12 protein-coding genes are annotated in these 12,458 nt (G+C 72.1%); 6 read left to right on the top strand and 6 right to left on the bottom strand.

The window, feature by feature from the left end; translation table 11 throughout:
* Positions 1–2: 2 nt before the first annotated feature.
* Together purQ and purS are read right to left on the bottom strand one after the other, a co-directional pair.
* Positions 3–686, bottom strand: a complete 684-nt coding sequence (gene purQ / locus DQE82_RS07255; RefSeq protein WP_043327540.1) for a phosphoribosylformylglycinamidine synthase subunit PurQ — start codon at positions 684–686, stop codon at positions 3–5.
* Positions 683–946, bottom strand: a complete 264-nt coding sequence (purS, locus tag DQE82_RS07260; protein WP_043327541.1) for a phosphoribosylformylglycinamidine synthase subunit PurS — start codon at positions 944–946, stop codon at positions 683–685. The genes purQ and purS overlap by 4 nt, the downstream gene beginning before the upstream one ends.
* Positions 947–1,411: 465 nt before the next feature.
* On the opposite strand from purS, the gene DQE82_RS07265 reads away from it, so the two are divergent.
* On the top strand, positions 1,412–2,095 hold the full coding sequence (locus tag DQE82_RS07265; protein ID WP_043327542.1) for a trypsin-like serine protease: 684 nt from the start codon (positions 1,412–1,414) through the stop codon (positions 2,093–2,095).
* A gap of 12 nt (positions 2,096–2,107) precedes the next feature.
* Positions 2,108–2,683: a YbjQ family protein gene (locus DQE82_RS07270; RefSeq protein WP_181373706.1), complete on the top strand. Its 576-nt coding sequence runs from the start codon at positions 2,108–2,110 to the stop codon at positions 2,681–2,683.
* 96 nt (positions 2,684–2,779) lie between these two features.
* Here DQE82_RS07270 and purB read toward each other — a convergent pair whose 3' ends face one another.
* From purB to DQE82_RS07290, 4 genes are all read right to left on the bottom strand, one after another.
* Positions 2,780–4,213, bottom strand: coding sequence for an adenylosuccinate lyase (gene purB, locus DQE82_RS07275; RefSeq protein ID WP_370446779.1), 1,434 nt, complete (start codon positions 4,211–4,213; stop codon positions 2,780–2,782).
* Between the two features lie 90 nt (positions 4,214–4,303).
* Positions 4,304–6,226, bottom strand: a complete 1,923-nt coding sequence (locus DQE82_RS07280) for a hypothetical protein (RefSeq protein ID WP_113972260.1) — start codon at positions 6,224–6,226, stop codon at positions 4,304–4,306.
* Positions 6,223–6,738 (bottom strand): SigE family RNA polymerase sigma factor, encoded by a 516-nt coding sequence (locus DQE82_RS07285; RefSeq protein ID WP_043327545.1) that lies wholly within the window; start codon positions 6,736–6,738, stop codon positions 6,223–6,225. Before DQE82_RS07285 ends, DQE82_RS07280 begins: the two co-directional genes overlap by 4 nt.
* 124 nt (positions 6,739–6,862) lie before the next feature.
* The gene (locus DQE82_RS07290; RefSeq protein WP_069088131.1) at positions 6,863–8,155 is read right to left on the bottom strand and encodes an acetyl-CoA C-acetyltransferase; all 1,293 of its coding nucleotides are present in this window, start codon (positions 8,153–8,155) and stop codon (positions 6,863–6,865) included.
* Between the two features lie 55 nt (positions 8,156–8,210).
* Here DQE82_RS07290 and DQE82_RS07295 point away from each other — a divergent pair, with 55 nt between their 5' ends.
* The 4 genes from DQE82_RS07295 (at position 8,211) to DQE82_RS07310 (ending at position 12,455) form a co-directional block, all read left to right on the top strand.
* Positions 8,211–9,569 (top strand): 3-oxoacyl-ACP reductase, encoded by a 1,359-nt coding sequence (locus tag DQE82_RS07295; protein WP_069088130.1) that lies wholly within the window; start codon positions 8,211–8,213, stop codon positions 9,567–9,569.
* Positions 9,569–10,636: a MaoC/PaaZ C-terminal domain-containing protein gene (locus DQE82_RS07300; protein ID WP_043327548.1), complete on the top strand. Its 1,068-nt coding sequence runs from the start codon at positions 9,569–9,571 to the stop codon at positions 10,634–10,636. The genes DQE82_RS07295 and DQE82_RS07300 overlap by 1 nt, the downstream gene beginning before the upstream one ends.
* Positions 10,637–10,716: 80 nt before the next feature.
* Positions 10,717–11,475 (top strand): NUDIX domain-containing protein, encoded by a 759-nt coding sequence (locus DQE82_RS07305; RefSeq protein ID WP_176722790.1) that lies wholly within the window; start codon positions 10,717–10,719, stop codon positions 11,473–11,475.
* The gene (locus tag DQE82_RS07310) at positions 11,472–12,455 is read left to right on the top strand and encodes a serine/threonine protein kinase (RefSeq protein ID WP_113972261.1); all 984 of its coding nucleotides are present in this window, start codon (positions 11,472–11,474) and stop codon (positions 12,453–12,455) included. The genes DQE82_RS07305 and DQE82_RS07310 overlap by 4 nt, the downstream gene beginning before the upstream one ends.
* Positions 12,456–12,458: the final 3 nt, after the last annotated feature.

The following is a 12,458-nucleotide window of genomic DNA, read 5'->3' on the forward strand; positions in this document are numbered from 1 at the left end:
CATCACGCCGGCGCTCCCACCAGGTGCTTGAGCACCGAGGTGAAGAAGCCGAGGCCGTCCAGGGACGGGCCGGTGAGCGCCTCCACCGCGTGCTCGGGGTGCGGCATGATGCCGACCACGTTGCCGGCCTCGTTGGTGATCGCGGCGATGTCGCGCAGCGATCCGTTGGGGTTGCCGCCGACGTAGCGGGCGACGACGCGGCCCTCGCCCTCCAGCCGGTCGAGCGTCGCGGCGTCCGCGACGTAGCAGCCCTCGCCGTTCTTGACCGGGACGAGCACCTCCTGGCCCGGCTGGAACGCGTTGGTCCAGGCGGTGCCGGTGGCCTCGATCCGCAGGACCTGGTCCCGGTTGCGGAAGTGCAGGTGCTGGTTGCGGGTGAGCGCGCCGGGCAGCAGGTGCGCCTCGCAGAGGATCTGGAAGCCGTTGCAGATGCCGAGGACCGGCAGGCCACCTCGCGCGGCCTGGACGATCGTCTCCATCACCGGGGCGAACCGGGCGATGGCGCCGCAGCGCAGGTAGTCACCGTAGGAGAAGCCGCCGGGCAGGACGACGGCGTCCACCCCGTGCAGGTCCGGGTCGCCGTGCCAGAGCCGGACCGCCTCGGCGCCGGCGATCCGCACGGCGCGGGCCGCGTCCCCGTCGTCGAGCGAGCCGGGGAAGGTCACCACACCGACCCGGGCGGTCACGACTGCGCGCCCGCGGTCTCGTCGGTGTTTACCACGCGGACGGTGAAGTCCTCGATGACCGGGTTGGCCAGCAACTTGTCGGCGATCTCGCGGGCCCGGTCCAGGTCCGGTTCGCCGGTGAACTCGATCTCGATCCGCCTGCCGATCCGAACCGAGGCGACGTCGCTGACGCCGAGCCGGGGCAGCGCGTTCGCGACGGCCTGGCCCTGCGGATCGAGGATCTCGGGCTTGAGCATGACGTCGACTACGACGCGAGGCACGGGGCACTCCTGACTGTGTACGCAGTTGGGTGCCGGCCCACTATCGGGCGAGCGCAGCCAGCCTACCTGGCAGATACCGCCCGGCCCGAACCGGCCGGGGGCAGTTCCGGCAGTGCCGGGCGGGACCGGCGACGCCGGCCGGGCACCGTTGCCCGTTCGTTGCTGCGTCGATGCGAATTCGTTGCGCTCGGTGCCTGTGGGTGACCCTCCGCACCCCCTTCTACCAGGCATTCTGCTGCGAAACGCCCCAGCTTGGACAGGTATCCGACAGCACGTCGACGCGACACGCGGCGGACGTCACGCCATCGGCGTTTTTCGATTCATCTCTTGTGACACCGCGAGGCACGCCCGTAGCATGCATCGTCAGATGTCGATGCGCCCGATCGACGTCTCTCGCCGGCTCCCCCGTCCGGCGGGTGTCATTCTGCCCGGCAACCCCGGGCGTCGCGCAGAAGGAGCCCCGACATGCGCCTCCGTCCCCTGCTCGCCGTGCTGACCACCGCGCTGGCCGGTGTCCTGGCCACCGCCTCCGGCGCCGCCGCCGCGCCGGCCGGCCCGCAGCCGATCATCGGTGGCGGCACCGTCTCGTCCGCGCCCTGGGCCGCCGCCGTCTTCAGCAACGGCTCGTTCACCTGCTCCGGCAGCGTGATCGCGCCCCAGTGGGTGCTCACCGCCCGGCACTGCGTCAGCGGCACCATGTCCGTGCGGGTCGGCAGCGTCTACTACGCCTCGGGTGGCGTCACCCGCACCGTGAGCGCCTCCTACACCCGCTACGACCTGGCCCTGCTGCGCCTGTCCAGCACGGTGAGCACCTCCGCCGTCTCGCTCGCCAGCAGCAACCCGCCGGTCGGCTCCACGAACACCATCTACGGCTGGGGCATGACCTGCTACAGCGGTTGCGGCGCGTCGCCCCAGCTCAAGACCGCGAGCGTACGGGTGACCAGCACCAGCGTCACCGACGCGTACGGCGGCCAGGCGATCCGGAGCACCCGGGTCAACGGCAACGCCTGGCGGGGCGACTCGGGTGGCCCGCAGTTCTACAACGGCCAGCAGGTCGGCGTGGCCTCCACCGCCGACGGCCAGAGCATCCAGAACTACGGCAGTGTCGCGTACAACCGGTCCTGGATCGCCTCGACGGCCGGTGTCTGACGGTTGATGCCGATGCGGCGCGGATCGGCCGGGAGCAGCCCGGCCGTCCGCGCCGCGTCGTTTTTCAGCATGCGATCAGCTGAACACGGCTCCCGAACCACCCGGCCGAGGGCTGACAGCATCGGAAACGTGCTGGTCGTGACGACGGATCAACTGCCTGGCTACGAGATCCGCCAGATCCTCGGCGAAGTGGTCTCGTCGATGGCGAGGACCCGCAACCCGTACCGCGAGGGGGTCAAGAACCTGCGCGGTGGCGCATACGACCCGCTGGCGCCGGACAACCTGACCCGGTGGCGTACCGACTCGGTGGCCCGGCTCGGCGAAGAGGCCCGCCGCCTCGGCGCGAACGCGGTGATCGGCATGCGCTTCGACAGCCGCGACTGCGGCGAGATGTGGATGGAGATCTGCGCGTACGGCACGGCGGTGATCGTCGCGCCCAAGATGCCGGACGTCATGCCGCCGGACCAGCCGGCGATCGCGGCCGAGACCGCCCACGACCCGGAGATCGCCTCCGCCCCGGGCGGCATCGCCGAACCGGCCAGCGCCCCCAACCTGAGTTCCGCAGCCGAAACCCCCACCGGCCCCTGACCCCTCCCACCACCCCGTTGATCAAGGAGTTTGTGTCACTGCGACGCTCTGCGCAGGACACAAACTCCTTGATCACCGAGAAGAGGGCCGGGCCGGTCAGAGGATGGGGGGTGGGGAGTAGGTCGCGGCCTGGGGGTGGGACTCGACCACACCGGTGATTCGTGCGGTCACGCGGTTGACCTGGTCGGCGGCGGCGCCAACGAAGGCGTTGCGGTCGGCCACCAGGGTGTCGATCTCGGCCCGGGTCAGGCCCAGCCGGCCGTCGGCGGCCAGGCGGTCGAACAGGTCGTTCTCCGCCGCGCCCTTCTCCCGCATGGCCAGCGCCACGGCGACCGCGTGCTCCTTGATCACCTCGTGCGCGACCTCCCGGCCGACACCCCGGCGTACGGCTGCCACCAGGATCTTCGTGGTGGCGAGGAACGGCAGGAAGCGCTCCAGCTCCCGGTTGATCACCGCTGGGTACGGACCGAACTCGTCCAGCACGGTGAGGAACGTCTGGAACAGCCCGTCGGCAGCGAAGAACGCATCAGGCAGCGCCACCCGGCGTACCACCGAGCAGGAGACGTCGCCCTCGTTCCACTGGTCACCGGCCAGCTCACCGACCATCGACAGGTAACCCCTGATGATCACCGCGAAGCCGTTCACCCGCTCCGACGAGCGCGTGTTCATCTTGTGCGGCATGGCGCTGGACCCGACCTGGCCCGGCTTGAAGCCCTCGGTGACCAGCTCCTGGCCCACCATCAGCCGGATCGTGGTGGCCAGCGACGACGGCGCGGCGGCCACCTGGGCCAGCGCGGAGAGCACGTCGAAGTCCAGCGAACGCGGGTAGACCTGGCCGACGCTGTCCAGCACCCGGCTGAAGCCCAGGTGCCCGGCCACCCGGCGCTCCAGCTCGGCCACCTTCCCGGCGTCGCCGTCGAAGAGGTCGAGCTGGTCGGCGGCGGTGCCCACCGGCCCCTTGATCCCGCGCAGCGGGTAGCGGCCGATCAGGTCCTCCAGCCGCTCGTACGCGATCAGCAGCTCCTCCGCGGCGGACGCGAAGCGCTTGCCGAGCGTGGTGGCCTGCGCGGCGACGTTGTGCGACCGGCCGGTCATCACCAGCGCCGAGTACTCGCCCGCGTGCCAGCCCAGCCGGGCCAGCGTGGCGACCACCCGGTCCCGGATCAGCTCCAGCGAGGCACGGATCTGGAGCTGCTCGACGTTCTCGGTGAGGTCCCGGGAGGTCATCCCCTTGTGCACGTGCTCGTGCCCGGCGAGCGCGCTGAACTCCTCGATCCGGGCCTTCACGTCGTGCCGGGTGACCCGCTCCCGCGCCGCGATCGAGGCCAGGTCGACGTCGTCGACCACCCGCTCGTACGCCTCGACCACGCCGTCCGGCACCGGCACGCCGAGATCACGCTGGGCCTTGAGCACCGCCAGCCAGAGCCGGCGCTCCATCCGGACCTTCTCCTCCGGCGACCAGAGGGCGACCAGTTCGGGCGAGGCGTACCGGTTGGCGAGCACGTTCGGGATCGTCGTCACGGCCCTCATTCTCGCGTACGGGCTCGCGCCGCCACCGGTCGGCCCGCTGGTGGCGGACGCCCGGGGCCGGTCCGGACCCGGGCGTCGACCTTCTCCGGATCAGGGCAACAAGTTGATCAGATCCGGATGCGCGGCTAGCGCCGTGACCTGCTCCAGAGTGAGCGGCGGGGTCGCGCCACCCTTGACGCCCTTCGGCCAGCGACGCCCGAAGTCTCCGTCCGTCGGCATGTCCGAGGCGCCTCCGGTGTTGGGCCGGTTGTCGATCACCACCTCGACCGTGCCGCGGTCGGGTCGCTGGACGAACACGCTGTAGACCACCGACCCGGCCGGACGGGAGACGATCGTGACGACCCGGTTCCCGTCCGGGCGGGTCGACTCGGTGCACTCGCCGTCATGCGCGTGCGCCCGGTGCGTCGCGGGCGGGAGCGCCCCGACCGTGGCGCAGCTCAGCACCAGCGCCGCGCGGCGCTCCACGATGATCTCCCCGTCGCCGGCCAGCCCGCCTCGCTGCACCATGAAGTTGTACGACAGCGAAGTTGGGCCGTTTAGCCCGAGGCCCCCTTGCTGGAAGGGCAGCAGGTAAATCATCCCGTCCGGTGAGATGGCGTCGAGCGCGGCCATGGGCGCATCCGACGTAGCGCCGTGATTCTCCCACCCGCGGGAATCGAAGGTCTGCGCAGTGGCGGTTCCCGCCGGTGGCCGGGGGGCCAGGACGAGCGACGGCTCCCGTGCAATCTCGATCGTCTGTTCCATCGAGAGCGCCGGCTTGTCCTGCGTGAGATAGAGGCGGACCAGCGTGCCGTCCGGGCGAAGCGACTCGATCAGGTAGCTGTTGCTTCCCGTCGGCCGTGCCGAGTCGGGGCGCGAGCCGAAACCGGTGAGCATCCGCCGGGCTCGCAGGCGCTCGCCACCAGGGAACTCGGTCACCGTGCAGTAGCGGGCGGCGAGCGCGGCGGTCGGGCAGGGCGGCGCGAGCGACCAGGCGAGCTCGCCGTCGCGCACCAACTGAAGGGTGACCTGCGCGGCCCGCTTTCCGACCCGAAACGTGGCGGCATACAGCACCGGTGCGTCGACGTTCAGCCGGCCCTTGGGCTCGAATCCGACCGGGGTCGGGCTGCTCTCCCCGCCCCATCTGGTCAGCCACGTGAAGTCGGATGCCTGCCGGCGCAGGGCGCTGGTCAGAGCAGCGTCGAGACGCGCCGCGTCCGCGGCGGTGCCCGCGACAGTGGTCACGGTGGAAATGGCCGTCGGTGTGGGGGACGGCTCCGGCGCGAGGGCGACGGCCCGGTCGACCACGACCGGGATCAGCTGCCCGACGGCGACCGGAAGCTTGTCCTCGGCGGTGACGGTCCTGAGGCTCAGGTTCAGAAACGTGCCGTCCCGACGCAGTGCTGTCACGCCAGCGCTCTCTGTCCGGCTCGACATCTGATCCCGGAGCTGCGGTGGCACCTCCTGCTCCCAGACCGACCGGTGGTACCTGATCTTCTCGCCGTCCGGACCCGTCTGCTCGCCGCACTCGACGGCATTCTTGGAACATCCGCGAGCCGCCTCGGCCTGCCAGCTCTTCGCGCCGTCAGGAGTGATCTGCAAGCTCGCGGTCAGGTCCACCCCGTCCGCCCGGAAGCTGCCGTTTCCTCGGTAGCCGAGGGAGCCGGGCCGGCCCATGACGTCGGAGGCCCATGCGGGGGTGTCGATCACCGGCCCGTCCTTGACCGCCCAGGCCAGGCGCGGCACCGCGCGGGTCAGGGCCGCGATCACCGCGGCGTCGATCCGGTCCAGGTCCTGATCGCTGCCGGGAATCGTCGTGACGGCCGGTGCCGGTTTGGCCGGCTGGGCATGCGGCTTGCCGATGAGCGTGGTGGTGCCGACCAGCACTGCCGCCACCACAGCGGCAACAGCCGTCATGCCGCCCCCGATTCGCAGCCGCCGGGCCCGGCGCTGTCCGCTGATCACCCGGTCGACATCCACCGTGGAGACCGGCGGCTCGCCGATCAGGTCGTCGAACAACTGTCGGTACGTCATGACAGCTCCCCTCGGGTCGACGGGATGCCGCCCAGCAGCAGGCGCAACGCCTCCAGGCCGCGTGCGGACTGGCTCTTCACAGTGCCGGTACTGATACCCATGACGTCGGCGGTCTCCTCCACCGACAGGTCGCAGTAGTAGCGCAGCACCAGCACGGCGCGTCGCCGGGGCGGCAGCTGGCCGAGCAGGGCGAGCAGCATGTCGCGTTCGGCGAGCGTGGGCTCCGGCAGGATCATGTCGGCGGTCTCCGGCACCGTGTCGGTGCTGTGCTCGCGCCGCCAGGGCCGCCGCCGCTCGTCCAGCCAGGCGTTTGTGAGCATTCCGCGCACGTACGCGTCGATGTTCTCCGCCGCGCGGACCCGGCGCCAGTGCCGGTAGAGCTTGCCGATCGTGATGGAGACCAGGTCGTCGGCGGTGTGCCACTCGCGGCAGAGGAGGTATGCGGTGCGGCGCAACGACTCCAGCCGGGCGGTGACGAACTGCCGGTACTCGTCTTCCTCGGCCCGGTTCACGTCCCGGAGCCTCTCGTACGCCTCATGCCCAGGTGACGCGGCTGAGCCGCCCTCGGGTTGCTCCGGGCGCCGACGGGAACGTGGAGCAGGGCTGCGGCCGGGACCGCAGCCCTGCCGGAAGCCGTCAGCGCTCCAGGATGGCTGTCACGCCCTGCCCACCGGCCGCGCAGATGGAGATCAGGCCGCGCCCGCTCCCCTTCTGATCAAGCAGCTTGGCGAGCGTGGCGACGATCCGGCCGCCGGTGGCGGCGAACGGGTGGCCGGCCGCCAGCGAGGAGCCGTTGACGTTCAGCTTCTCCCGGTCGATCGAGCCGAGCGGCGCGTCCAGGCCGAGGCGCTCCTTGCAGAACTCCGGCGACTCCCAGGCGGCGAGGGTGGCCAGCACCTGGGAGGCGAACGCCTCGTGGATCTCGTAGAAGTCGAAGTCCTGGAGGCTGAGCCCGGCCCGGGCCAGCATCCGGGGCACCGCGTACGTGGGGGCCATCAGCAGCCCCTCGTCGCCGTGCACGAAGTCGACGGCGGCGGTCTCGGACCAGGAGAACCAGGCGAGCACCGGCAGGTTGTGCGCCTTGGCCCACTCCTCGGACGCGAGCAGGACGGTCGACGCGCCGTCGGTGAGCGGCGAGGAGTTGCCGGCGGTCATGGTGGCCCGCTCGGCGTCCGCGCCGGAGGCGCCGAAGACCGGCTTGAGCGAGCCGAGCTTCTCCAGGCTGGTGTCCGGCCGCAGGTTCTGGTCGCGGGTCAGCCCCAGGTAGGGGGTCATCAGGTCGTCGAAGAACCCCTTGTCGTACGCGGCGGCGAGCCGCTGGTGCGAGCGCAGCGCGAGTTCGTCCTGCGCGGTCCGGTCGACGTTCCAGCGCAGCGCCGTCCGGGCCGCGTGCTCACCCATGGACAGTCCGGTACGCGGCTCGGCGTTGCGCGGGATCTCCGGCTTGAACGGCTGGTGCGGGCGCAACTTCGCCGCGATCTTGAGCCGTTCGCCGAGCGTACGGGCGGAGTTGAGCTGGAGCAGGGTGCGCCGCATGTCCTCGTTGACGGCGAGTGGCGCGTCCGAGGTGGTGTCGACGCCACCGGCGATGCCGACCTCGATCTGCCCGAGGGCGATCTTGTTGGCGACCAGGATGGCGGCCTCCAGTCCGGTGCCGCAGGCCTGCTGGATGTCGTACGCGGGGGTGTGCGGGTCGAGCCGGGAGCCGAGCACCACCTCACGGGTGAGGTTGAAGTCGCGGGAGTGCTTGAGCACCGCGCCGGCCACCACTTCGCCGACCCGCTCGCCGGCCAGCCCGAACCGGGCGACCAGCCCGTCGAGCGCCGCGCCGAGCATGTCGGCGTTCGACGCGTGCGCGTAGCGCGAGTTGGACCGGGCGAAGGGGATGCGGTTGCCCCCGATGACCGCGACCCGCCGGACACTCTGCACGATCGGCCTCCCTCGAAACTGTTGCCCGAACCCTACTCGCCAGTAGGCTACGCCTATGACCGACAGGTACGCGAGCTTCGTCCAGACGGGGGCCGGTCGTGCGCTGGTCAAGCGCCTCGGGCTGCCCGATCCGCCTCGACTGCGCCGGCACACGCCGGGCGACCCGCTCGTTCCCGGGCCGGTCCTGCTCGGCTCCTCGGCCGGCGGCCGGATCGCCGACCAGGCCGGGAAGATCCTGACCGCCGCCGGGGTCGAGCTGGCCGATCCGGTCGCCGCCCACGACGCCGACCGCCGCTTCGCGGCCCTGGTGTACGACGCCAGCGGCGTCACCGACTCCACCGGGCTGCGCCAGCTCTACGACTTCTTCCACCCGCAGGCCCGCTCGCTGGTGCCGAGCGGCCGGGTGATCGTGCTGGGCACGCCGCCGGCCGAGTGCGGCTCCCCTCGGGAGGCTACCGCCCAGCGCGCGCTGGAGGGCCTGACCCGCAGCATCGGCAAGGAGTTCGGCCGGGGCGTCACCGCTCAACTGGTCTACGTGACACGCGAGGGTGACGCCGGCACCCCGGTGAGCCTGGAGTCCACGCTCCGGTTCCTGCTCTCCGGCCGGTCCGCGTACGTCTCGGGCCAGGTGATCCGGGTCGGCGCCGGCACCGCCGTCGCGCCGGCCGACTGGGACCGGCCGCTGGACGGGCAGGTGGTGCTGGTGACCGGCGCGGCCCGGGGCATCGGCGCGGCGCTGGCGAAGGTGCTGGCCCGCGACGGCGCCCAGGTGGTGGCGCTGGACATCCCCGCGGCCGGGGACGAGCTGGCCGCCGTCGCCAACGACATCGGCGGCAGCGCGGTGCAGCTCGACCTGACCGCGCCGGATGCGCCGACCCGGCTGGCGGAGCACCTGGCGTCCCGGCACGGGCGGGTCGACGTGGTGGTGCACAACGCGGGCATCACCCGGGACAAGACGCTGGGCCGGATGGACGCCGACCGGTGGGACTCGGTGATCGACGTGAACCTGTCCAGCCAGGAGCGGATCAACGACGTACTGCTGGAACGCGACCTGATCCCGGCCGGCGGCCGGATCGTCTCGGTCTCGTCGATCGCCGGGATCGCCGGCAACCGGGGGCAGACCAACTACGCGACCAGCAAGGCCGGCGTGATCGGCCTGGTCGACTCGCTCTCCCCGGTGCTGCGCGAGCGCGGGATCAGCCTGAACGCGGTGGCGCCGGGCTTCATCGAGACGCGGCTGACCGCGCGTATCCCGTTGACGATCCGCGAGGCGGGACGGCGGATGAACAGCATGGCGCAGGGTGGCCTGCCGGTGGACGTGGCCGAGACGATCGGCTGGCTCTCCTGGCCGGCGAGCGGCGCGGTCAGCGGCAACGTGGTCCGGGTCTGCGGCCAGAGCCTCCTGGGGGCGTGATGGCACCCCGTGACCACGAGGACGACGACCTGACCCTGCACGACCTGATCGAGGGCCCCACCCGCGACCTCACGGCCGCCCGAGCCGCCGCCCTGGCCCGCACCAACGCCGCCGCCCGCCCCACCTCCGACGATCATGAAGTTGACGGCACTTCTGGAGATCCACAAGGCAGCCAACCTCATGATCGACGGGGTGAAGGAGCGGTGGGGCGGCGGCGGGTGGAGTTGGACGGGCTGCCTGCCAGTGGGGCGCTTTATCGGCGGGCGCTACTCGGGGTCGTTCCGGGGGTTGGGGGGCGGCGCGGGGCTGACGTGCCGGGGCTGGAACTCGCCGTTGGCGGGGTCTCTGTGGATCAGCGGCACCTGGCGGACTACGACCGGGTGTGCGGGTTCCGGCTGACCGACCGGCTGCCGGCGACGTACCTGCACGTGCTCGGGTTCCCGCTGTCGCTGCGGCTGATGACCAGCCCCGGCTTCCCGATCCCGCTCACCGGTGTGGTGCACGTGGCCAACCGGATCACCGTGCGCCGGCCGGTCGAGGTCGGCGAGCGCGTCGACTTCCACACGTACGCGGAGAACCTGCGCCCACACGAGCGGGGCCGCCAGCTCGACGTGGTGCTTGTCGGCTCGATCGGCGGCGAGGAGGTGTGGCGCGGCGTGTCCACGTACCTCGGGAAGGAGCGCGCGTCCGGCGGCGGCCCGCGGCGCGACCGGGCTGACCGCCCGGAACCGCCGGCCTTCTCCGCGCAGTGGCGGGTGATGCCCCGCGTGGGTACTGACTACGCGCGCGTCTCCGGCGACCACAACCCGATCCACACCTCGAAGCTGGGCGCGCGGCTGTTCGGTTTCCCGCGCCCGATCGCGCACGGCATGTGGAGCAAGGCCCGATGCCTGGCCGCGCTGGAACCCCGGCTACCAGAGGCGTACACGGTGGACGTGGCGTTCAAGCTGCCGGTGCCGCTGCCGTCGACTGTGGCGTTCAGCGCCTCGCCGAACGGCGCGGGCTGGGACTTCGCGCTGCACAGCGCCCGGGACGGGAGGCCGCACCTGACCGGTTCGGTGCGCTGAGTGAAAGAGGGGACTTGCCGTCCCCTCTTTTCGGCGCTAAGTTGTTCTCAGAGTGAGTTGTTCTCAACCTGAGAGAGTGAGTGACCGTGAACGAGCAGGACTTCCTCGCCGGGTACGACCCGCGGGACTACCCGGCGGTCGCGGTCACCGTCGACGTGGTCGCGCTGACCATCCGCGAGGGCGCGCTGCACCTGCTGCTGATCCGCCGCGGCGCGCCGCCCTTCGCGGGGCACTGGGCGCTGCCCGGCGGCTTCGTCCAGCCGGACGAGGACCTGACCGCCGGCGCCCGGCGCGAACTGGCCGAGGAGACCGGCCTCGGCGGCGAGCGGCTGCGCCGGGTGCACCTGGAACAGCTCGGCAGCTACGGCGCGCCGGACCGCGACCCGCGCATGCGGGTGGTCTCGGTCGCGCACCTGGCGTTCGCCCCCGACCTGCCCGACCCGGTCGCCGACACCGACGCCGACGAGGCGATCTGGCTGCCGGTCACCGCGCTGACCAGCCGGCAGCTCGCCTTCGACCACGGCCGGATCATCGACGACGGATTGGAGCGCGCCCGTTCCAAGCTGGAGTACACGCCGCTGGCCACCCGCTTCCTCGCCCCCGAGTTCACGATCACCGAGCTGCGGGAGGTCTACGAGACGGTCTGGGGGCACCCGCTGCACGCCGGCAACTTCCACCGCAAGGTGCTCTCGGTGCCCGGCTTCGTGGAGAGCACCGGCGCCAGCACCGAGCGCGGCGGCGCGCGCGGCGGCCCCCGGGCCAAGCTCTACCGCGCCGGAGACGCCCGGCTGCTGCACCCGGCGCTGCTGCGCCCCGCCCGGGAGGAGACGGTGCGGTGAGGACCGAAGAGGCGATCCGGCTGGTCACTGCCGCGCGTACCGACGCCGACCTGTTCGGCGCCGACGAGCCGGCCCGCCGCTACCGCGAGCTGGTCGGCGCGCTGCACCCCGACCGGCTGGGCGCGGCCGACCCCGGCGTACGCGCCGCCGCCGCCGAAGCGCTGCTCACCGTCACCACCCGGTGGCGCACCCCGGCCCCCGCGTACACCGGCGATGTCGCCACCCTGCACGAACGCAAGGAAGGGCCCCCTGTTAACGCCTCCGGTAGAGGAGGGGCCCCTTCTTATCACCTGGCCAAGGTGGCCCGGCACCCCGGCGACAACGACCTGATGGCCCGCGAGGCGCGCGCGTTGCGTCGCATCGCCGAGCGCGGCGACGCCAGACACCTCGCGTACGTGCCGAAGCTGGTCGACTCCTACCCGGCGCGTGACCCGTCGACCGGCGTGCAGCGGCAGGTCAACGAGCTGGTGACCGTACCCGGGCTGCGCAGCCTGGACGACGTGCGCCGCGCGTACCCGGACGGGCTGGACCCGCGCGACGCGGCCTGGATGTGGCGGCGGCTGCTCGTGGCGCTCGGCCTGGCCCACCGCGCGGGCGTGGTGCACGGCGCGGTGCTGCCCCGGCACGTGCTGATCGAGCCGGACGCGCACGGCCTGGTGCTCGTCGACTGGTGCTTCTCGGCCGAGCCGGGCGGGCTCGTGCCGGCGCTGGTGCCCGGCCACGAGGACTGGTATCCGCCGGAGGTCGCCGCGAAGCGGCAGTGCGGCCCCGGCACCGACATCGCGCTGGCCGCCCGCTGCATGACCTGGCTGATGGGCGACCGCGCGCCCCGCGAGCTGCGCGCCTTCGCCGACGGCTGCCAGGGCGCCGCGCTCGCCACCCGGCCCGACGACGCCTGGCGGCTGCTGCGCGAACTGGACGAGGTGCTGCACCGGCTGTACGGGCCGCGCACCTTCCGACCCTTCACCCTCAACCCGTAGGGA

It is taken from the genome of Micromonospora sp. LHW51205 (assembly GCF_003315815.1).
Lineage (GTDB): Bacteria > Actinomycetota > Actinomycetes > Mycobacteriales > Micromonosporaceae > Micromonospora > Micromonospora chalcea.

Excerpts from the sequence above, each read along its gene's own strand:
- DQE82_RS07270 (WP_181373706.1), top strand. The coding sequence starts at position 2,108 with ATGCGGCGCGGATCGGCCGGGAGCAGCCCGGCCGTCCGCGCCGCGTCG.
- DQE82_RS07280 (WP_113972260.1), bottom strand. The coding sequence starts at position 6,226 with ATGACGTACCGACAGTTGTTCGACGACCTGATCGGCGAGCCGCCGGTC.
- purB (WP_370446779.1), bottom strand. The coding sequence starts at position 4,213 with ATGAGGGCCGTGACGACGATCCCGAACGTGCTCGCCAACCGGTACGCC.
- DQE82_RS07265 (WP_043327542.1), top strand. The coding sequence starts at position 1,412 with ATGCGCCTCCGTCCCCTGCTCGCCGTGCTGACCACCGCGCTGGCCGGT.
- DQE82_RS07300 (WP_043327548.1), top strand. The coding sequence starts at position 9,569 with ATGGCACCCCGTGACCACGAGGACGACGACCTGACCCTGCACGACCTG.
- DQE82_RS07295 (WP_069088130.1), top strand. The coding sequence starts at position 8,211 with ATGACCGACAGGTACGCGAGCTTCGTCCAGACGGGGGCCGGTCGTGCG.